18 protein-coding genes are annotated in these 18,986 nt (G+C 72.4%); 12 read left to right on the forward strand and 6 right to left on the reverse strand.

The window, feature by feature from the left end:
* Positions 1–123 precede the first annotated feature (123 nt).
* On the forward strand, positions 124–675 hold the full coding sequence (locus ACWD11_RS01740) for a TetR/AcrR family transcriptional regulator (RefSeq protein WP_451281123.1): 552 nt from the start codon (positions 124–126) through the stop codon (positions 673–675).
* 12 nt (positions 676–687) lie between these two features.
* Here the strand turns inward: ACWD11_RS01740 and ACWD11_RS01745 are convergent, their stop codons facing one another.
* Together ACWD11_RS01745 and ACWD11_RS01750 are read right to left on the reverse strand one after the other, a co-directional pair.
* A complete protein-coding gene (locus tag ACWD11_RS01745) occupies positions 688–1,623 on the reverse strand; it encodes a DeoR/GlpR family DNA-binding transcription regulator (protein WP_389415246.1) in 936 nt (311 codons plus the stop codon).
* Between the two features lie 166 nt (positions 1,624–1,789).
* Positions 1,790–3,238, reverse strand: a complete 1,449-nt coding sequence (locus tag ACWD11_RS01750) for an NAD(P)H-quinone dehydrogenase (RefSeq protein WP_389415247.1) — start codon at positions 3,236–3,238, stop codon at positions 1,790–1,792.
* 96 nt (positions 3,239–3,334) lie between these two features.
* Between ACWD11_RS01750 and ACWD11_RS01755 the strand changes: the two genes are divergently transcribed.
* The 4 genes from ACWD11_RS01755 (at position 3,335) to ACWD11_RS01770 (ending at position 7,863) form a co-directional block, all read left to right on the forward strand.
* Positions 3,335–3,772, forward strand: coding sequence for a gamma-glutamylcyclotransferase (locus ACWD11_RS01755; protein WP_389415248.1), 438 nt, complete (start codon positions 3,335–3,337; stop codon positions 3,770–3,772).
* Between the two features lie 107 nt (positions 3,773–3,879).
* Positions 3,880–4,704 carry a purine-nucleoside phosphorylase gene (locus ACWD11_RS01760; RefSeq protein ID WP_389415249.1) on the forward strand — a complete coding sequence of 275 codons (825 nt, stop codon included), beginning with the start codon at positions 3,880–3,882 and terminating at the stop codon, positions 4,702–4,704.
* Between the two features lie 203 nt (positions 4,705–4,907).
* Positions 4,908–6,539: a phospho-sugar mutase gene (locus ACWD11_RS01765; RefSeq protein ID WP_451280669.1), complete on the forward strand. Its 1,632-nt coding sequence runs from the start codon at positions 4,908–4,910 to the stop codon at positions 6,537–6,539.
* A 157-nt stretch (positions 6,540–6,696) separates the two neighbouring features.
* Positions 6,697–7,863: a hypothetical protein gene (locus ACWD11_RS01770; RefSeq protein ID WP_451280671.1), complete on the forward strand. Its 1,167-nt coding sequence runs from the start codon at positions 6,697–6,699 to the stop codon at positions 7,861–7,863.
* A 104-nt stretch (positions 7,864–7,967) separates the two neighbouring features.
* On the opposite strand, the gene ACWD11_RS01775 is transcribed toward ACWD11_RS01770, so the two are convergent.
* A complete protein-coding gene (locus ACWD11_RS01775; RefSeq protein ID WP_451280673.1) occupies positions 7,968–9,551 on the reverse strand; it encodes a hypothetical protein in 1,584 nt (527 codons plus the stop codon).
* 90 nt (positions 9,552–9,641) lie between these two features.
* Complete coding sequence (locus tag ACWD11_RS01780) at positions 9,642–10,325, reverse strand: PH domain-containing protein (RefSeq protein ID WP_389415253.1); 684 nt, start codon at positions 10,323–10,325, stop codon at positions 9,642–9,644.
* Positions 10,326–10,438: 113 nt separating this feature from the next.
* Between ACWD11_RS01780 and deoC the strand changes: the two genes are divergently transcribed.
* From deoC to ACWD11_RS01795, 3 genes are read left to right on the forward strand one after another with little or no spacing between them, the layout of a single operon-like run.
* Positions 10,439–11,398 (forward strand): deoxyribose-phosphate aldolase, encoded by a 960-nt coding sequence (deoC, locus tag ACWD11_RS01785; protein ID WP_389415629.1) that lies wholly within the window; start codon positions 10,439–10,441, stop codon positions 11,396–11,398.
* Positions 11,399–11,403: 5 nt separating this feature from the next.
* Complete coding sequence (locus tag ACWD11_RS01790) at positions 11,404–12,840, forward strand: aldehyde dehydrogenase family protein (RefSeq protein WP_451280675.1); 1,437 nt, start codon at positions 11,404–11,406, stop codon at positions 12,838–12,840.
* Complete coding sequence (locus ACWD11_RS01795) at positions 12,833–13,723, forward strand: aldehyde dehydrogenase family protein (RefSeq protein WP_451280677.1); 891 nt, start codon at positions 12,833–12,835, stop codon at positions 13,721–13,723. Before ACWD11_RS01790 ends, ACWD11_RS01795 begins: the two co-directional genes overlap by 8 nt.
* A gap of 68 nt (positions 13,724–13,791) precedes the next feature.
* Here ACWD11_RS01795 and ACWD11_RS01800 read toward each other — a convergent pair whose 3' ends face one another.
* On the reverse strand, positions 13,792–14,199 hold the full coding sequence (locus tag ACWD11_RS01800; protein ID WP_389415256.1) for a hypothetical protein: 408 nt from the start codon (positions 14,197–14,199) through the stop codon (positions 13,792–13,794).
* 59 nt (positions 14,200–14,258) lie between these two features.
* Between ACWD11_RS01800 and ACWD11_RS01805 the strand changes: the two genes are divergently transcribed.
* Positions 14,259–14,963 carry a uridine kinase family protein gene (locus ACWD11_RS01805; RefSeq protein ID WP_389415257.1) on the forward strand — a complete coding sequence of 235 codons (705 nt, stop codon included), beginning with the start codon at positions 14,259–14,261 and terminating at the stop codon, positions 14,961–14,963.
* 107 nt (positions 14,964–15,070) lie between these two features.
* On the opposite strand, the gene ACWD11_RS01810 is transcribed toward ACWD11_RS01805, so the two are convergent.
* Positions 15,071–15,850 (reverse strand): SigE family RNA polymerase sigma factor, encoded by a 780-nt coding sequence (locus tag ACWD11_RS01810; protein ID WP_389415258.1) that lies wholly within the window; start codon positions 15,848–15,850, stop codon positions 15,071–15,073.
* A 219-nt stretch (positions 15,851–16,069) separates the two neighbouring features.
* On the opposite strand from ACWD11_RS01810, the gene afsQ1 reads away from it, so the two are divergent.
* From afsQ1 to ACWD11_RS01825, 3 genes are read left to right on the forward strand one after another with little or no spacing between them, the layout of a single operon-like run.
* Positions 16,070–16,747, forward strand: coding sequence for a two-component system response regulator AfsQ1 (gene afsQ1 / locus ACWD11_RS01815; RefSeq protein WP_062722075.1), 678 nt, complete (start codon positions 16,070–16,072; stop codon positions 16,745–16,747).
* A complete protein-coding gene (locus ACWD11_RS01820) occupies positions 16,744–18,312 on the forward strand; it encodes an ATP-binding protein (protein ID WP_389415259.1) in 1,569 nt (522 codons plus the stop codon). The genes afsQ1 and ACWD11_RS01820 overlap by 4 nt, the downstream gene beginning before the upstream one ends.
* Positions 18,312–18,914, forward strand: coding sequence for a hypothetical protein (locus tag ACWD11_RS01825; RefSeq protein WP_451280680.1), 603 nt, complete (start codon positions 18,312–18,314; stop codon positions 18,912–18,914). The genes ACWD11_RS01820 and ACWD11_RS01825 overlap by 1 nt, the downstream gene beginning before the upstream one ends.
* Positions 18,915–18,986: the final 72 nt, after the last annotated feature.

Consider the following 18,986-nt stretch of genomic DNA (forward strand, 5'->3'; position numbering starts at 1 on the left):
CGATGGCATCCTGAGGGAAGAGCCGGGCGCTGATGAGAGCAGGTGGGGGCCATGGTGGGCGCGACCTCGCGCGGGACCGCGGAGAGTGCTGGTGCGACGGCGGCGCGGGTCGCCCCGCGGGCCATGCGCGCCGATGCCCGGCGCAACTACGAGCGCCTCCTCACCGAGGCCCGTGCCGCCTTCGCCGAGCACGGCACGGACGCGTCCCTGGAGGACGTGGCCCGCCGGGCGGGCGTGGGAATCGGCACCCTCTACCGCCACTTCCCCAACCGGCACGCCCTGCTGAGCGCGGTCTTCGAGGACGCGGTGAGCGATCTGCTGGCCCGGGCCCGCGAACTGCGCCGGGCCCCGGAGCCGTGCACGGCCCTGGTGACCTGGCTGCGGGAGATGGTCCGGCACGCGAGCGAGTACCGGGGGCTGTCGCGGGCGCTGATGTCGGTCTCCCACGACGACACGTCGGCCTTGTCCCGCTGCAGCGACCCCATCAGGGAGGCGGGCGGCGAGCTGCTGGGCAGGGCGCAGGAGGCGGGCATGGTCCGCACGGACGTGGCGATCGGCGATCTGCTCCAGCTCACCCATGCCATCGCGTTGGCGGCGGAGGGGCGGCCGGGGGACCCGGACCTGGCGGAGCGGCTGCTGATGCTGACGCTGCGGGGCCTGAAAGCGGACCGCTAGGAGCGCGGGGAGCTACCGCCGCCGGAGATCGGCGACGCGCGCCCGCTCGGACCCGGGAACCGGCTCCCCGAGCACGGCGGAGCGAAGGCCGGCCGGAGCACTCCGCCGGGGCCCCGGCACGGAACGTGCCCTCCGCGCCGGGACTTCGTCACCCCCCGGGCTCCCGCTCGCCCCGGCCACGGCGATCTGCACCCCCTGATCGGCAAGGGCCTGCAGTTCGGTCTGGGCACGGTCGTCATGGGCCGGCGGTTCGTCGGTCACCAGCCGCGTGATCACGTCCGTGGGCACGGTCTGGAACATGGTGTCCGTACCGAGCTTGGTGTGATCGGCGAGCACGACGACCTCGGCCGCCGCCTGCACCAGCGCCCGGTCGACGGACGCCGAGAGCATGTTGGAGGTGGACAGGCCGCGCTCGGCCGTGAGGCCGCTCCCGGACAGGAAGGCCCGGGAGACCCGCAGCCCCTGGAGGGACTGCTCGGCGCCGGAGCCGACGAGGGCGTAGTTGGAACCGCGCAGGGTGCCGCCGGTCATCACGACCTCCACCCGGTTCGCGTGGGCCAGCGCCTGGGCCACCAGCAGGGAGTTGGTGACGACGGTCAGCCCGGGCACCCGGGCCAGCCGGCGGGCCAGCTCCTGCGTGGTCGTACCGGCCCCGACCACGATGGCCTCGCCCTCTTCGACGAAGTTCGCGGCGAGATCGGCGATGGCCGTCTTCTCGGCGGTCGCGAGATGTGATTTCTGCGGAAAGCCGGACTCCCGCGTGAACCCGCCCGGCAATACCGCACCGCCATGTCGGCGGTCGAGGAGTCCTTCTGCCTCCAGCGCGCGCACGTCCCGCCGTACGGTCACTTCGGAGGTCTGGACGACGCGGGCGAGCTCACGGAGCGACACGGCCCCGTTCGCTCGCACCATTTCGAGGATCAATTGGCGACGTTCTGCAGCGAACACGAAACTGACAGTAACCCCAACGACCGTCTGCTTTCAGCAGTTTGCGCCGAATAGCAGAAGTTGTTCGTACAGAAAGGCAGGAAGTGGTATAGGAGCTACGCCCCGTGCCTATGCCGCACGCATGCTCGACAACTCCCCGTGACCAGCGGGGAGTCGGTTCAAGCCGTCAGGCCTCGCCGCCGCTCTTGCGGGTGTGCAGCTGCCGGGCCACCTCGGCGATCGACCCCGAAAGAGACGGGTACACGGTGAACGCGTTCGCGATCTGTTCGACCGTCAGATTGTTGTCGACGGCGATCGAGATGGGGTGGATCAGTTCCGAGGCGCGCGGGGCGACGACCACGCCGCCGACCACGATGCCGGTGCCGGGGCGGCAGAAGATCTTGACGAAGCCGTCCCGGATGCCCTGCATCTTGGCGCGCGGGTTGCGCAGCAGCGGCAGCTTGACGAACCGGGCGTCGATCTTCCCGGCGTCCACGTCGGACTGGCTGTAGCCGACGGTCGCGATCTCCGGGTCGGTGAAGACGTTGGAGGAGACCGTCTTGAGGTTCAGCGGGGTCACCGCGTCACCGAGGAAGTGGTACATGGCGATACGGCCCTGCATGGCGGCGACGGACGCGAGGGCGAAGACGCCGGTGACGTCGCCCGCGGCGTACACCCCCGGGGCGGTGGTGCGGGACACCTTGTCGGTCCAGATGTGCCCGGAGTCGCGGAGCCGGACGCCGGCCTCCTCCAGGCCGAGCCCGGCGCTGTTCGGGATGGCGCCGACGGCCATGAGGCAGTGCGAGCCGGTGATGACGCGGCCGTCGGCGAGGGTGACCTCGACCCGGTCGCCGACGCGCTTGGCGGCGGAGGCGCGGGAGCGGGCCATGACGTTCATGCCGCGGCGCCGGAAGACGTCCTCGAGGACGGCGGCGGCGTCGGGGTCCTCGCCGGGCAGGACGCGATCGCGCGAGGACACGAGCGTGACCTTCGACCCGAGGGCCTGGTACGCGCCGGCGAACTCGGCGCCGGTCACACCCGAACCGACCACGATGAGCTCCTCCGGCAGCTCGTCGAGGTCGTAGACCTGGGTCCAGTTGAGGATGCGCTCGCCGTCGGGCTGGGCGTCGGGCAGCTCGCGCGGGTGACCGCCGGTGGCGATGAGGACGGCGTCGGCGGGGAGGGTCTCCTCGGTGCCGTCGGCGGCGGTGACGATCACCTTGCGGGAGCCGTCGAGGGACTGCATCCCGTCGAGCCGTCCCCGGCCGCGCAGGACCCGGGCGCCCGCGCGGGTCACGGAGGCCGTGATGTCGTGCGACTGGGCGAGCGCCAGCCGCTTCACACGCCGGTTGACCTTGCCCAGGTCCACGCCGACGACCCGCGCGGGGGTGTCGATGTGCGGGGTGTCGTCGGCCACGATGATGCCGAGCTCCTCGTACGAGGAGTCGAAGGTGGTCATCACCTCGGCCGTGGCGATCAGAGTCTTGGACGGTACGCAGTCGGTGAGCACCGACGCCCCGCCCAGGCCGTCGCAGTCGACGACGGTCACCTCCGCGCCGAGCTGAGCGGCGACCAGCGCCGCTTCGTATCCGCCGGGTCCGCCACCGATGATCACGATCCGAGTCACGTACTCCATTGTCCCGCACGCGCCCCGGTGCTACGGCCCAGGGGCCCGCCCGAGATCCCACTGTTACGGGAGGGACTGCCGTGGCGCCTGCCGTACCCTCTCCCCATGTCGCTCTACGCCGCGTACGCCGGCAACCTCGACGCGCGGCTCATGACCCGCCGCGCCCCCCACTCGCCGCTGCGCGCCACCGGCTGGCTGAACGGGTGGCGGCTGACCTTCGGGGGCGAGCACATGGGCTGGGAGGGCGCGCTGGCGACGATCGTCGAGGACCCCCTGTCCCAGGTCTTCGTCGCCCTGTACGACATCGCCCCGATGGACGAGGAGTCCCTGGACCGCTGGGAGGGCGTGGGCCTGGGCGTCTACCGCCGGACGCGGGTACGGCCGGTCACCCTGGACGGCGAGGAGTCCGCCTGGGCGTACGTCCTGGACGGCTACGAGGGCGGCCTGCCCTCGGCCCGCTACCTCGGCGAGATGGCCGACGCGGCGGAGTCGGCCGGGGCGCCGCACGACTACGTGATGGAACTGCGCAAGCGGCCCTGCTGAGGCTCCCCGCGCGGGGAGCGTTTCGTCGGAAACAACAAGACAACGATCGCCATCCCGTGGGCTCTGTCATCTACGCGCGTAGGCACAGACCGGCTACCCTCGTCGGCGTGAACGCATCTCTTCTTCCGGACGACATCCAGGGCGACCCCTATTCCGCCGCCGACGCCGCCGCCGCTCGCCTGCGCGAACTGACCGGGGCCGAGACCCACGACGTCGCCCTCGTGATGGGCTCCGGCTGGGCGCCGGCCGTGGGGGCCCTCGGTGATCCCGACGCCGAGTTCCCGGTCACCGAGCTGCCCGGGTTCCCGGCGCCGGCGGTCGCGGGCCACGGCGGCAAGGTCCGCTCGTACAGGATCGGCGAGAAGCGGGCGCTGGTCTTCCTCGGGCGTACGCACTACTACGAGGGCCGTGGGGTGGCCGCGGTCGCACACGGCGTCCGTACCGCGGTCGCGGCCGGCTGCAAGACCATCGTGCTGACCAACGGGTGCGGTGGTCTGCGCGAGGGCATGCGCCCCGGACAGCCGGTCCTGATCAGCGACCACATCAACCTCACGGCGACCTCGCCGATCGTGGGCGCGAACTTCGTCGATCTGACGGATCTCTACTCGCCGCGGCTGCGGGCGCTGTGCAAGGAGATCGACCCCACGCTGGAGGAGGGCGTCTACGCCCAGTTCCCCGGCCCGCACTACGAGACTCCGGCGGAGATCCGTATGGCGCGGGTCATCGGGGCGGACCTGGTGGGCATGTCGACGGTCCTGGAGGCCATCGCGGCGCGTGAGGCGGGCGCGGAGGTGCTGGGCATCTCCCTGGTCACGAACCTCGCCGCGGGGATGACGGGCGAGCCCCTGAACCACGAGGAAGTCCTCCAGGCCGGCCGCGACAGCGCGACCCGGATGGGCTCCCTGCTGGCGCAGGTGCTGGGACGCCTGTAATCCGGGCGAATTACTGCCCCGCCCTCGCTGCAACCAGCCCCTCCGGCGTTCGAGGAGCGGGGGTCCAGGGGGCAGAGCCCCCTGGGGCGGGGGCGAAGGGGCGGCAGCCCCTGGAGGATGGGACGGGTAGGGGCGGCGGGGGCGAAAAAAACCGCCGAGCACCCCACCGCGCCGAACGAACGAACACGAGAGGTTGACCCGACGTGCACGACGATCTCATCGCAAGGGCCCAGGCATGGCTCGCCGAGGACCCCGACGCGGACACCCGCGCCGAACTCGCCGAGCTGATCGACGCCAAGGACACCGCGGAGCTCGCCGCACGCTTCAGCGGCACCCTCCAGTTCGGCACCGCGGGCCTGCGCGGCGAGATCGGCGCAGGACCCCTGCGCATGAACCGCACGGTCGTCATCCGCGCCGCCGCCGGCCTCGCCGCGTACCTGAAGAAGCAGGGCCGAGGCGGCGGCCTCGTCGTCATCGGCTACGACGCCCGCCACAAGTCGGAGGACTTCGCCCGCGACACCGCCGCCGTGATGACCGGCGCCGGCCTGCGGGCCGCCGTACTCCCCCGCCCGCTGCCCACCCCCGTCCTGGCGTACGCCATACGGCACCTCGGCGCGGTCGCCGGCGTGGAGGTCACCGCCAGCCACAACCCGCCCCGCGACAACGGCTACAAGGTCTACCTCGGCGACGGCTCGCAGATCGTGCCGCCCGCCGACGCAGAGATCGCCGCCGAGATCGACGCCATCGGCTCCCTCACCACCGTCCCGCGCCCCACCACCGGCTGGGAGACCCTCGACGAGAGCGTCCTGGACGCCTACCTCGCCCGCACGGACGCCGTCCTCGCCCCGGACTCCCCCCGTACCGCCCGCACGGTCTACACGGCCATGCACGGCGTCGGCAAGGACGTGCTGCTCGCCGCGTTCGCGAGGGCCGGCTTCCCGGAGCCCGCGCTCGTCGCCGAACAGGCGGAGCCCGATCCGGACTTCCCCACCGTCGCCTTCCCCAACCCCGAAGAGCCCGGCGCGATGGACCTCGCCTTCGCGAAGGCCCGCGCGACCGAACCGGACCTCGTCATCGCCAACGACCCCGACGCCGACCGCTGCGCCGTGGCCGTCAAGGACGGGGACGCGTGGCGGATGCTGCGCGGCGACGAGGTCGGCGCGCTGCTCGCCGCGCACCTGGTCCGCCAGGGGGCGACCGGCACGTTCGCCGAGTCGATCGTCTCCTCCTCCCTCCTCGGCCGGATCGCCGAGAAGGCGGGCCTGCCGTACGAGGAGACCCTCACCGGCTTCAAGTGGATCGCCCGCGTGGACGGACTGCGCTACGGCTACGAGGAGGCCCTCGGCTACTGCGTCGACCCCGACGGCGTCCGCGACAAGGACGGCATCACCGCGGCGCTGCTGATCACCGAGCTGGCCTCGGAGCTGAAGGAGCGGGGCCGCACCCTGCTCGACCTCCTCGACGACCTCGCCGTCGAGCACGGGCTGCACGCCACCGACCAGCTCTCGGTGCGCGTGGAGGACCTGTCGGTCATCGCGGACGCCATGCGCAGGCTGCGCGAGCAGCCACCGACGGAGCTGGCGGGCCTCGCCATCACCCGGGCCGAGGACCTCACCCGGGGCACGGACCGGCTGCCGCCCACCGACGGGCTGCGCTACACCCTGGACGGCGCACGGGTGATCGTCCGCCCCAGCGGCACCGAGCCCAAGCTCAAGTGCTACCTGGAGGTCGTCGTGCCGGTCGCCGGCCACTCCGCCCTCCCGGCGGCCCGCGCCCGGGCCACCGAGCTGCTGGCGGCGATCAAGCGGGACCTGTCGGCGGCGGCCGGCATCTGATCCGCGGCACCCGCGGCCGACGACGGGGCGCCTCCTCGCGGGGGCGCCCCATCGGGTGATTTCGGCGCGGCGGTTGACGCGGACACCCCGCGCCACCGCGCCCTCCGGGCAACCGTGGACCGGCACCCGCCCCCACGTCAGCCCAGGAGCCGCCGCCGTGTCCTCGACCGCCTTCCGGCCGACACTCCGAGCGACCCCCGCCCCCGCCCCCGGCGCTCGCCGTCCCGGCCCCCTGCGCCGCGCGGCCCCGGCGCTCCTCGCCTACGTCGCCGTACGCGCGACGGGCCTGCTGGTGCTGACCCTCTGGGCGCACCGCAGGGGGCAGGAGGTCTGGCCGATCCTGGCGACGAAGTGGGACGCCGACTGGTACCTGGGCATCGCCGACCACGGCTACGCGACCGAACTCGGCACCGCCTACAACGCCAACAACATGGCGTTCTTCCCGCTCCACCCGCTGCTGATCAAGACCGTCTCGGCCGTCGCTCCGGGCAGTCCCGCGAGCACCGGCCTCGGCCTCGCCGTGGTTGCCTCGCTGCTGGCCGCGTGGGGCATCTTCGCCCTCGGCGACCTGCTGCACGGCAGACGCGTCGGCGTCCTCCTGACCACCCTGTGGGCCGCGTACCCGGTAGGCCTGGTGCAGTGGATGGGCTACACCGAGTCCCTGTTCACGGCCTGCGCCGCCTGGTCCCTGTACGCCGTGCTGACCGGCCGCTGGCTGTGGGCGGCGACCGGCGCGGTCCTCGCGGGCCTGACCCGCCCGACCGGCATCGCGGTGGCGGCCGCGGTCACGGTCACCGCGCTCCTCGCCCTGCGCCGGCGCCCCTTCCCGCGCCGCGCCCTCGCCGCCGCGGTCCTGGCCCCGCTCGGCTGGTGCGGTTACGTCGGCTGGGTCGGCCTGCGCACGGGCCGCTGGGACGGCTACTTCGCCGTACAGCGGCTGTGGCGCAACGAACTGGACGGCGGCGCCGGGACCCTGCGTCGGATGCACGAAGTCCTGCTGCAGGACAGGCCCGAGCTGTTCCTGGTGCTGGTGACGGGCGTCCTGCTGGCGTCGGCGGTGCTCTTCGCACTGTCCGTGGCGGACCGGCAGCCGCTGCCGTTGCTGGTGTTCACGGGCACGCTCCTGGCCATCGTCCTGACCAGCGACGCCGTCTACTTCCCCCGCGCCCGCTTCCTCCTCCCGGCCTTCCCCCTCCTCCTCCCCCTGGCCCTCCACCTGACCCGCTCCTCCCCCCGCTACCGCACCCTGACCCTGACCACAGCAGTAGCAACCTCGGCGTACTTCAGCGCCTACATCCCCTTGATCTGGGCGAGCGCACCGTAGCGGGGGGCCGCAGCAGGGCGTGCGGCGTCGGCGGGGCGCCCCGTCATGGAGGACCGCAGGGCGGGCGGAATTGGCGGCGGCCAGCTGCAGGCGCCCCCTGCCCCTTACACCCCCGCCCGGACCGCCACCAGCCCCGCCACCCACGCAACCGCCAGTACCAGTGCCCAGGGCCACAGCAGTCGTCCGCGTTCGCGGCCCTCGGCCTCGCCCGTGGGACGCAGGCCGGGGTCGGCGCACAGGGTGGTCAGCTCGGCGGCCAGGCGGTCGTAGGGGTGGGTCAGGGCGCGGCGTCGTTCCAGCCACTGCCAGCGGGGGGCGGCGACCGTCCAGGAGTGTCCGCCGCGCCACCGCAGCTTCAGTTCCATGGACTGATGGCGGGCTGAGCGGAAGTCGTCCCACGGGATGTGGGTGACCTTGAACAGGCCGTTGATCCACAGCCCCGCCCGGTCGGCGGTGATCCGCCAGCCCACCTTGACCGGCACCCGGGCGGCGCCGTAGAGCCCCACCACCAGGACCAGCGCCTGCTGCCACAGCGGCACCCCGGCGTCCGTGAACACGGCCCAGCTCAGCCAGACCCCCCACTGCGCCAGCAGCACGGCCGCCAGCCAGTCCAGCCGCCCCGCACGCCACCGCAGCACGGGCCGCGCGACGATGGCGACCTCGACCGGCGCCTCCGCGGCCGAAGGCACGACCCGTACCGGCCGCACGGCCCCGACCGACCGCTCCACGAAGGGCGGGTGGTCCGGGTCCTCGTCCGCACTGACGATCACGACCTCGGCACCGTCGTAGGGCACCCCGTAGAGCAGGGCCTCGCGCAGGGGGCCCGGCGCGTCGTCGTCCATCCGCTCGAGAAGGCCGTCATCGTCATCGTCGTCGTCATCGACCTCGTCATCGACCCCGGGCTCCTCCTCGCCGGCGTCCAGGGGCATCACGGATATCGCGAACAGCGGCCGCCGCGCGGCCACGTCATCCGCGGCGAACACCTCGGTCAGGGCCGCCGGATCGTCCCGCACCAGCACCCGCAGCACCGGCGCCGGCCCCGACCCCAGCCGGGAGGCACGGACGCGCCCGAGCCCGCCCGAGACGAGGACCGTGAGACCCACCCCGATCAGCAGGAACCCGACGGCGGCGGCCATCCCGCCGAACACGACCGCCACCCCGCCCCCGACGAGCAGCACCGCCCCGAACACCCCGAGCAGCACACCCCGCCGCAACGGCGACCCGGCCCCCGGCACCGCAGCCGTCACCCCCGCCGCGGCGGCCAGCGCGCACGCCCGCTGCCGCTTCCGGGCCCGCAGCCGCACCTCGGCGAGCGCGAGGCAGATCCCGGCGAGCAGCACGGCACCGACCAGCCCGGCCCAGCCCAGCCGTTCCAGGCCGACCGCCACCACGAGCCCCGGCGCGGCGACCCGCACCACCTCGGGCCGCAGCAGAACCCACAGCAACTGGAGCGGCAGCAAGGCCGCGAGATACGGCTCCACACCCGCGGCGGCCAGGGCGAGGGTGATCCCGCCGGCCGCGACGGTCACCAGTTCGTCGTACCGTCCGTACGCCCGTAGAGGCACCCACCGGGGCGGCAGCTCCGCGACCCAGCGCCGCCCCTGCTCACCGCTCCAGGGCAGGGCGCCCGGGGGCACGGCGGACTCGGGCAGAGGCAGGGGCGACGGCGGCCGAACATGTGTAGTCATCACTGACGAGACACGCGAGCGACCGGGTTGGTTGCGTGACAAGAAGGCGCCCCGGCAAAAACTGGCAGCAGCGCTCCCCCGAGCCCGCCCTCAGCCCACCAGCAACAGCACGACCAGCAGCACAAGCCCCGCGACGAACGGCCCGAGCACCTCGTAGGCCCATCGCACGGTGACCTCACCCTGAGCGGACCCGGCCTTCTCCCGCCCGGCGTGCAGCTCCCGCAGTTCGTCCATCACCCGGTCGGTCTCGGCGCGCACGGGCCCGTCGATCTCATCGCCGCCCCCGAGTCCCCCGAACCCGAGCCCGAGGCCGCCCCGGCCGACGCGCTGCCCGTTCCGCTGGGCCTCCGCCCGCGCGGTCCTGCGGGCAGCCTTCTTCCGGGCCCGCAGGGACACGGGGATCGCCCACAGCTGGTACTTCGCCCCCGACCGGTCCACGACCTCGTTGGAGTACCCGGACCGCAGGGAGACGACCTGCCCCCAGGGCAGCACCACCGCCCGGAAGGGGTTCCGGATCCGCAGCCGGTCCTCGTTGGCGAAGACCGCCGGCCGCAGCGTGAACGCGGTCACCGCGGGCACGATCAGCAGCAGCGACGCCAGCGCCAGCCAGGGCGTCCGCCCCGACCCCTGCACCAGCGCGTCGATCCCCAGCCAGAGCGCGACGCCGAGCAGCAGAACGCCGCCCGTCATGCCCATGGGCGAGCGGTAGACCCGGTCCCGCGCGGGCGGAACCGGCGGCTGCGGCACTGATGAGGGGCGCTCCGGGGTCGTCATGCCCCCGATTCTGCACGACGCGCCCGCCGACGCTCATCCGCGGTGCCCGCTCCGAAGATGAGCGCCCGGGGCTGTACAGCCGCTACGCGCGTAGATATGCTCGTCTGGTGACCATGCCCACCAATGCACCCCTCGCAGCGCCTCTCGCGGACGTCACCGCCTCCGACAGCACGCTGCGCCGCTTCCTCCACGGGCTGCCCGGCGTCGACGCGGTCGGCCTGGAGGCGCGCGCCGCCTCCCTCGGCACCCGTTCCATCAAGACGACCGCCAAGGCGTACGCCATCGACCTCGCGATCTCGATGGTCGACCTGACGACGCTGGAAGGCGCGGACACCCCGGGCAAGGTCCGGGCGCTCGGCGCCAAGGCGGTCCGCCCCGACCCCACCGACCGGACGGCCCCGCCCACGGCCGCGGTCTGCGTCTATCCGGACATGGTGGCCGTGGCCAAGGAGGCCGTCGCCGGTTCCGGCGTCAAGGTCGCCTCCGTCGCCACCGCCTTCCCGGCCGGCCGCGCCGCCCTCGCGGTGAAACTGGCGGACGTGCGGGACGCGGTCGCCGCGGGCGCCGACGAGATCGACATGGTCATCGACCGCGGGGCCTTCCTCGCGGGGAACTACCTGAAGGTCTACGACGAGATCGTCGCCGTGAAGGAGACCTGCGGGGACGCCGCCCGGCTGAAGGTCATCTTCGAGACCGGCGAGCTGTCGACGTACGACAACATCCGGCGCGCGAGCTGGCTCGGCATGCTGGCCGGGGCCGACTTCATCAAGACCTCGACCGGCAAGGTGGCGGTGAACGCGACGCCCGCGAACACCCTCCTGATGCTGGAGGCGGTGCGGGACTTCCGCGCCCAGACGGGGGTCCAGGTCGGCGTGAAGCCGGCCGGCGGCATCCGCACCACCAAGGACGCGATCAAGTTCCTGGTCCTGGTGAACGAGACGGCCGGTGCGGACTGGCTGGACAACCACTGGTTCCGCTTCGGCGCCTCCTCCCTCCTCAACGACCTGCTGATGCAGCGTCAGAAGCTGGCCACCGGCCGCTACTCCGGCCCCGACTACGTGACGGTGGACTGATCAACATGGCTTCCGTATTCGCATACGCACCGGCACCCGAGTCCCGCTCGGTCGTCGACATCGCGCCGTCCTACGGCCTGTTCATCGACGGCGAGTTCGTGGAGGCGGCCGACGGCAAGGTCTTCAAGACCGTCTCGCCGAGCACCGAGGAAGTGCTCTCCGAGGTCGCCCGGGCCGGCGAGGCGGACGTCGACCGCGCGGTCGGGGCCGCCCGCAAGGCGTTCGAGAAGTGGTCGGCGCTGCCCGGCTCGGAGCGGGCCAAGTACCTGTTCCGGATCGCCCGGATCATCCAGGAGCGCAGCCGTGAGCTCGCCGTCCTGGAGACCCTGGACAACGGCAAGCCGATCAGGGAGACGCGCGACGCCGACCTGCCCCTGGTCGCCGCGCACTTCTTCTACTACGCGGGCTGGGCCGACAAGCTGGAGCACGCCGGCTACGGCACCGACCCGCGCCCGCTGGGCGTGGCGGGCCAGGTCATCCCCTGGAACTTCCCCCTGCTGATGCTGGCGTGGAAGATCGCCCCCGCGCTCGCGACCGGCAACACGGTCGTCCTCAAGCCCGCCGAGACCACTCCGCTGTCGGCCCTCTTCTTCGCGGACATCTGCCGCCAGGCGGGCCTGCCCAAGGGTGTCGTCAACATCCTGCCGGGCTACGGCGACACGGGCGCGGCCCTGGTGGCCCACCCGGACGTGAACAAGGTGGCCTTCACCGGCTCCACCGCGGTCGGCAAGGAGATCGCTCGGACGGTCGCCGGCACCCGCAAGAAGCTGACCCTGGAACTGGGCGGCAAGGGCGCCAACATCGTCTTCGACGACGCCCCGATCGACCAGGCCGTCGAGGGCATCGTCACCGGCATCTTCTTCAACCAGGGCCAGGTCTGCTGCGCGGGCTCCCGGCTGCTGGTCCAGGAGTCCGTGCAGGACGAGCTCCTGGACTCCCTGAAGCGCCGGCTGTCCACGCTGCGCCTCGGCGACCCGCTGGACAAGAACACCGACATCGGCGCGATCAACTCCGAGGAGCAGCTCACCCGGATCACCTCGCTCGTCGAGCGGGGCGAGGCGGAGGGCGGCGAGCGCTGGTCGCCCGCCTGCGAACTCCCCGAGAGCGGCTACTGGTTCGCCCCGACGCTCTTCACGAACGTCACCCAGGCGCACACCATCGCCCGCGACGAGATCTTCGGCCCGGTGCTGTCCGTCCTCACCTTCCGCACCCCGGACGAGGCCGTCGCCAAGGCCAACAACAGCCAGTACGGCCTGTCGGCGGGCATCTGGACGGAGAAGGGATCGCGGATCCTGGCCGTCGCGGGCAAGCTGCGCGCGGGCGTCATCTGGTCCAACACGTTCAACAAGTTCGACCCGGCCTCGCCGTTCGGCGGGTACAAGGAGTCGGGCTTCGGCCGCGAGGGCGGCCGCCATGGCCTGGAGGCGTACCTCGATGTCTGACGCGACCCGACTCTCCGTCCTCAAGACCTACAAGCTGTACGTCGGGGGCAAGTTCCCCCGCTCCGAAAGCGGCCGGGTGTACGAAGTGACCGACTCCCAGGGCAACTGGCTGGCCAACGCGCCTCTTTCGTCCCGCAAGGACGCCCGTGACGCGGTGGTCGCCGCGCGCAAGGCGTTCGGCGGCTGGTCCGGGGCGACGGCGTACAACCGCGGCCAGGTCCTGTACCGCGTCGCCGAGATGCTGGAGGGCCGCCGCGGGCAGTTCGTGCGGGAAGTGGCCGCCGCCGAAGGCCTGTCGAAGTCGAAGGCCGCCGCCCAGGTGGACGCGGCGATCGACCGCTGGGTCTGGTACGCGGGCTGGACCGACAAGATCGCCCAGGTGGTGGGCGGCGGGAACCCGGTCGCGGGTCCGTATTTCAACCTGTCGTCGCCCGAGCCGACCGGTGTGGTCGTCGTCCTGGCCCCCCAGGAGTCGTCCTTCCTCGGTCTGGTCTCGGTGATCGCCCCGGTGATCGCGACCGGCAACACGGCGATCGTGATAGCGAGCGAGAAGTCCCCGCTCCCGGCGCTCTCCCTCGGCGAGGTCCTGGCCACCTCCGACCTGCCCGGCGGGGTCGTCAACGTCCTGTCGGGCCGTACGGCGGAGATCGCCGCCCCGCTGGCCGCGCACCAGGACGTCAACGCCATCGACCTCGCGGGTGCCGACGAGGCGCTGGCGAAGGAGCTGGAGATCGCGGCCGCGGACAACCTCAAGCGCGCTCTGCGTCCACAGCCTGTGGATTACGCGGCGGCCCCGGGCATCGACCGCATGACGGCGTTCCTGGAGACGAAGACGGTCTGGCACCCCACGGGTTCGCTGGGCGCGTCCGGCTCGGCGTACTAGAGCCGCCCGAAACCGGAGAGCCGCGCCTCCCCTCCGTCCGGGGGAAGCGCGGCTCTTCGCCGTCCGGGTCAGCCGCCCAGCAGGGTGGCCGCCTGGCCGAGCACCGGGATGCTGCCGATGGACCGGGCCTGCGCGACCGGGGCGGTGAGCATCTGGGAGGTCAGCGGCTGGAAGTCGCCGAGCTGGGTGCCGACGCCGTTGTCGAGGGGGTCCACGCCGGTGCCGGCCAGCGGGTTGGGCTTCAGGCCCGCGACCGGTCCGGTGACATAGCCGACCATGCCGGTGACCGCCCGGAAACCGCCCTCGGGGTCGATCTTGCCCAGGGAGGTGGGGCGGGTGTGGACCACGTCGTCGAGGACCGGCTCGGCGTCCGCGGCGGCCATCGGCGCGGCGGTGCCCAGGGCCGCGCCCGCGGTCGCGAGGGCGACCAGGGCCCGCCGGGCGGTGGGGAGGGGGGAGGACGCTTGTCCGGCCATCTGTTCTGCCACCTTCTGACGCATTGAGTAATCAGGTCGACACGAAGGGTAGTTGAGGTGTGACGCGCGCTTCAAAGCCGACCCGCGGAGTCGATGAACGGCAGGTGAATGCGTCATATTGGTGTCCCGTGAGTTCCCTTCCGCCCGTACCGGCCCGAGTCGTGCTGCTCTGCGGCCCCTCCGGCTCCGGCAAGTCCCTCCTCGCGGCCCGCTCCGGCCTCCCGGTGCTGCGCCTCGACGACTTCTACAAGGAGGCCGGCGACCCGACGCTGCCGCAGGTCCTCGGGAGCTCCGACATCGACTGGGACCACCCCGGGTCGTGGGACGCCGACCAGGCCGTGGCCGCGATCGAGGACCTGTGCCGCACCGGTCGTACGACGGTCCCGCTCTACGACCTCTCCCTCAGCGCCCGCACCGGTGAGGAGCCCGTCGACATCGGGCGGACCCCGCTGTTCATCGCGGAGGGCATCTTCGCCGCGGAGATCGTCAACCGCTGCCGGGAGCTGGGCGTCCTGGCCGACGCGCTGTGCCTGAGCCGCGGCCCGGTCACCACCTTCCGCCGCCGCTTCCTCCGGGACCTGCGGGAGGGCCGTAAGTCCGTGCCCTTCCTGCTGCGCCGCGGCTGGCGCCTGATGCGGGCCGAGCGGTCGATCGTGGCCCGCCAGACCGCGCTCGGCGCCCACGCCTGCGACCGGGACGAGGCACTGGGCCGGCTGGCCGACGCCGCCGCGGGACGGCACGTACCGGCGAGCACGGCGGCCTGAGACCCCCGAACGCACGAAGAAGCGGGACTGGACGGACCCCCCGGCCGACCGGTCCCGCTTCTCCTTGGTGCTCCCCCGTGCTCCCCCCGGAGCTCCCCCCCGTACCTTCAGGCCACCAGCTCGCCGAAGGCGTCCTCCTCGTCACGGCCGAAGCTGAGGACCTCGTCCTCGCGCAGCCGGCGGAGCGACCGCCAGATGCTGGACTTCACCGTGCCGACACTGATGCCGAGGATGTCCGCGATCTCCGGGTCGGTCCGGCCCTCGTAGTAACGCAGGACCAGCATCGTCCGCTGGAGTTCGGGCAGCCGGGCCAGCGCCTGCCACAGGACCGCGCGCAGCTCGGTGCCGCGCATCGCGTCCGTGTCGCCGGCCGTCTCCGGCAGTTCCTCGGTCGGGTACTCGTTCAGCTTGCGGCGGCGCCACGCGCTGATGTGCAGATTGGTCATCGTCCGCCGCAGGTAACCCCCGACGGCGGCCTTGTCACTGATCCGGTCCCACGCCCGGTACGTCGAGAACAGCGCGCTCTGCAGCAGGTCCTCGGCCTCGAAGCGGTCACCGGTGAGGTGGTAGGCGGTGGCGTACAGGGAGGCGCGGCGCTCCTGGACGTAGGCGGTGAACTCCGCCTCCGACAGCGAACGACGCTCCCCCGTGCCCTCCCTGTACGCGCTTCCCCCGTGTGCTTCCCCCGTGAAACCGTCAACCACCGTCATGTACGCGGTGTGCTGACGCCCGGCGCCGCGAGCGCACCCCCGCCCTCCCCCACGCTCGAATCCGCTCGCGCGGGAGGGACCCCCATCGGCACCGGACTTCTCCGAACCCCGTCCCCCGTGCACGTCGTGCAGACGCGTGACAACTGCGCTCGTGCTTGAGCTGTGCAGCGTGTTCATCTCGCGCCCCCCGTCGTGGACTTCCGGTGTTCGGCTTGCTTCCTTGCTGGTGTCGAAAAGCTTGCCCGGGCCACTTCATGGCCGTGTCCGCCGACTGTCACAGAGCTGTCACAGGGGTCCGTCGTAGCGCACGCACCGCTCGGTCACGGAGAGCAGCGGTCCTTGCCGTACCTGTACAGGTGTCGAAACCCCACCCCGCCATGGGCCAGAATGAGCCCCGTGCCTTCCCTGTTGCTGATCGAGGACGACGACGCCATCCGCACGGCCCTGGAGCTGTCACTGACGCGCCAGGGTCACCGGGTTGCCACGGCTGCCACCGGTGAGGACGGCCTGAAGCTGCTGCGTGAGCAGCGGCCGGACCTGATCGTGCTGGACGTGATGCTGCCCGGCATCGACGGCTTCGAGGTGTGCCGCCGCATCCGGCGCACCGACCAGCTGCCGATCATCCTGCTCACCGCGCGCAGCGACGACATCGACGTGGTGGTGGGCCTGGAGTCCGGCGCCGACGACTATGTCGTCAAACCCGTGCAGGGGCGGGTGCTGGACGCCCGGATCCGGGCCGTGCTGCGGCGCGGGGAGCGGGAGTCCAACGACGCGGCGAGCTTCGGCAGCCTCGTCATCGACCGGGCGGCGATGACGGTGACGAAGAACGGCGAGGACCTCCAGCTGACGCCGACCGAGCTGAGGCTGCTGCTGGAGCTGAGCCGGCGGCCCGGACAGGCGCTGTCCCGGCAGCAGTTGCTGCGGCTGGTGTGGGAGCACGACTACCTCGGTGACTCCCGTCTGGTGGACGCCTGTGTGCAGCGGCTGCGCGCCAAGGTCGAGGACGTGCCGTCGTCCCCGACCCTGATCCGTACGGTCCGCGGGGTCGGCTACCGGCTGGACGCGCCTCAGTGACACCAGCGCACGGGGGGTTCCGCGGCTGGTTCGCGGAGCGCAGGGGAGTCTGGTCGCGGCTGCGTCTGACCAGCCTGAGGCTGCGGCTGGTCGTGGTGTTCGGCCTGGTGGCGCTGACCGCCGCCGTGTCCGCGTCCGCCATCGCGTACTGGCTCAACCGGGAGGCCGTGCTCACCCGTACCCAGGACGCGGTGCTGCGGGACTTCCAGCAGGAGATGCAGAACCGGGCGGGTGTGCTGCCCGAGCGGCCGACGCAGGACGAACTCCAGCGCACCGCGGGCCAGATGGCCAACAGCAGCCAGCGGTTCAGTGTGCTGCTCGTCGCCGAGAACGCCGACGGCGAGACCGTCTCCGGCAGTTCCGGCGGGCTGAGCGGCTTCACGCTCAAGGACGTGCCCGGGTCGCTGCGCGAGGCGGTGAACGAGGAGCAGACGGTCGACTCCACCAACAAGTACGCCTACCACCTGTACTGGCAGCGGATCGTGGAGGACGACACCCCGTATCTGGTGGCCGGTACGAAGGTGATCGGCGGCGGGCCGACCGGGTACATGCTCAAGTCGCTGGAGCCGGAGGCGAAGGACCTCAACTCCCTCGCCTGGTCGCTGGGGATCGCCACGGGCCTGGCCCTGATCGGCTCGGCGCTGCTCGCGCAGGCCGCCGCCACGACCGTACTGAAGCCCGTGCACCGGCTGGGAGTTGCCGCGCGCCGGCTCGGCGAGGGCAAGCTGGACACCCGGCTGCGGGTCTCCGGCACCGATGAACTGGCCGATCTCTCCCGGACGTTCAACCACGCGGCGGAGGCGCTGGAGAAACGGGTCGACGACATGGCCGCGCGGGACGAGGCTTCCCGCCGGTTCGTCGCGGACATGAGCCATGAACTGCGGACACCGCTCACCGCGATCACCGCCGTGACGGAGATCCTGGAGGAGGAGCTGGAGGCGGAGACCGGGTCCATGGACCCGATGATCGAACCCGCCGTACGGCTCGTCGTCAGCGAGACCCGGCGTCTGAACGACCTCGTCGAGAACCTGATGGAGGTCACCCGCTTCGACGCGGGCACCGCCCGTCTGGTGCTGGACGACGTCGACGTCGCCGACCAGATCACCGCCTGCGTCGACGCCCGCGCCTGGCTGGACGCGGTCGACCTGGAGGCCGAGCGCGGCATCCACGCCCAGCTCGACCCGCGCCGCCTGGACGTCATCCTGGCCAACCTCATCGGCAACGCCCTCAAGCACGGCGGCTCGCCGGTACGGGTGTCGGTGCGGGAGGAGGACGCCGAGGTCGTCATCGCGGTGCGGGACCACGGCCCGGGCATCCCCGAGGACGTCCTCCCGCACGTCTTCGACCGCTTCTACAAGGCGAGCGCCTCCCGCCCCCGCTCCGAGGGCAGCGGCCTGGGCCTGTCCATCGCCCTGGAGAACGCCCACATCCACGGCGGCGAGATCACCGCCGCCAACTCCCCCGAGGGCGGCGCGGTGTTCACGCTGCGGCTGCCCCGGGACGCCTCGGCGCTGACCCAGGAGGCCGAGGAGCACAGGGGCCCGGACGAGAAGGACGAGGCGTGATGACCGTACGCCGTCTGCTGGCGCTCCCGCTGCTCGCCGGGCTGCTCGCCGGGTGCGGGATCCGGGCCACCGAGGTCCCCACCGACTTCGGGCCCGCGCCCTCCCGGGTGCACTGCTCGCTGGCCGAGCCGGACATGGCGACCCAGGCCTCACGGGGGCTGCCCGCCCAGGTGTTCCTGCTGTGCCGCTCGTCGCTGGTGGCCGTGGACCGGACGGTACGGGTTCCTCAGGGCACGGCGGACTCGCAGCGGCGGGTGCTGGTGGCGCAGGGCCTGCTGGACGAGCTGAGGGCGACTCCGTCGGCGACGGAGCTGGAGGCGGGCTACACGAGCGAGGTCCGCGGCAGGCTGGCGGTGACCGGTCCGCGCGCCGACGACCCCGACGACACCCTCCGCCTGAGCACCCCGCCCGACGCCCTGGCGCCGGTGGCCCTCGCCCAGATCGTCTGCACGTTCTCCGACTCGGAGGCGGCGGAGGGCGACGGCTCGGTGATCCTCGGCGGCCCGGACGGCTACCCGCTCCGGCGGTACGAGTGCACGGACGACGTGCGGACGCGACCGTACACGGAGACACCGCCGTCGTCGGAGATCACCGCGGACTGAGGAACTCAGGGCCGGGGAGCGCCGGGAAGGGGCGCGGGGAACTGCGCGACAAGCCCCCACGGCCCGCAGCCG

Source organism: Streptomyces sp. NPDC002776, from assembly GCF_053592195.1.

What these genes read in the sequence shown, in the direction of transcription:
- ACWD11_RS01740 (WP_451281123.1), top strand. Translation starts at nt 124, where the DNA reads ATGCGCGCCGATGCCCGGCGCAACTACGAGCGCCTCCTCACCGAGGCC.
- ACWD11_RS01750 (WP_389415247.1), bottom strand. Translation starts at nt 3,238, where the DNA reads ATGGAGTACGTGACTCGGATCGTGATCATCGGTGGCGGACCCGGCGGA.
- ACWD11_RS01755 (WP_389415248.1), top strand. Translation starts at nt 3,335, where the DNA reads ATGTCGCTCTACGCCGCGTACGCCGGCAACCTCGACGCGCGGCTCATG.
- ACWD11_RS01775 (WP_451280673.1), bottom strand. Translation starts at nt 9,551, where the DNA reads ATGACTACACATGTTCGGCCGCCGTCGCCCCTGCCTCTGCCCGAGTCC.
- ACWD11_RS01780 (WP_389415253.1), bottom strand. Translation starts at nt 10,325, where the DNA reads ATGACGACCCCGGAGCGCCCCTCATCAGTGCCGCAGCCGCCGGTTCCG.
- deoC (WP_389415629.1), top strand. Translation starts at nt 10,439, where the DNA reads ATGCCCACCAATGCACCCCTCGCAGCGCCTCTCGCGGACGTCACCGCC.
- ACWD11_RS01790 (WP_451280675.1), top strand. Translation starts at nt 11,404, where the DNA reads ATGGCTTCCGTATTCGCATACGCACCGGCACCCGAGTCCCGCTCGGTC.
- ACWD11_RS01795 (WP_451280677.1), top strand. Translation starts at nt 12,833, where the DNA reads ATGTCTGACGCGACCCGACTCTCCGTCCTCAAGACCTACAAGCTGTAC.
- ACWD11_RS01800 (WP_389415256.1), bottom strand. Translation starts at nt 14,199, where the DNA reads ATGGCCGGACAAGCGTCCTCCCCCCTCCCCACCGCCCGGCGGGCCCTG.
- ACWD11_RS01810 (WP_389415258.1), bottom strand. Translation starts at nt 15,850, where the DNA reads ATGAACACGCTGCACAGCTCAAGCACGAGCGCAGTTGTCACGCGTCTG.
- ACWD11_RS01825 (WP_451280680.1), top strand. Translation starts at nt 18,312, where the DNA reads ATGACCGTACGCCGTCTGCTGGCGCTCCCGCTGCTCGCCGGGCTGCTC.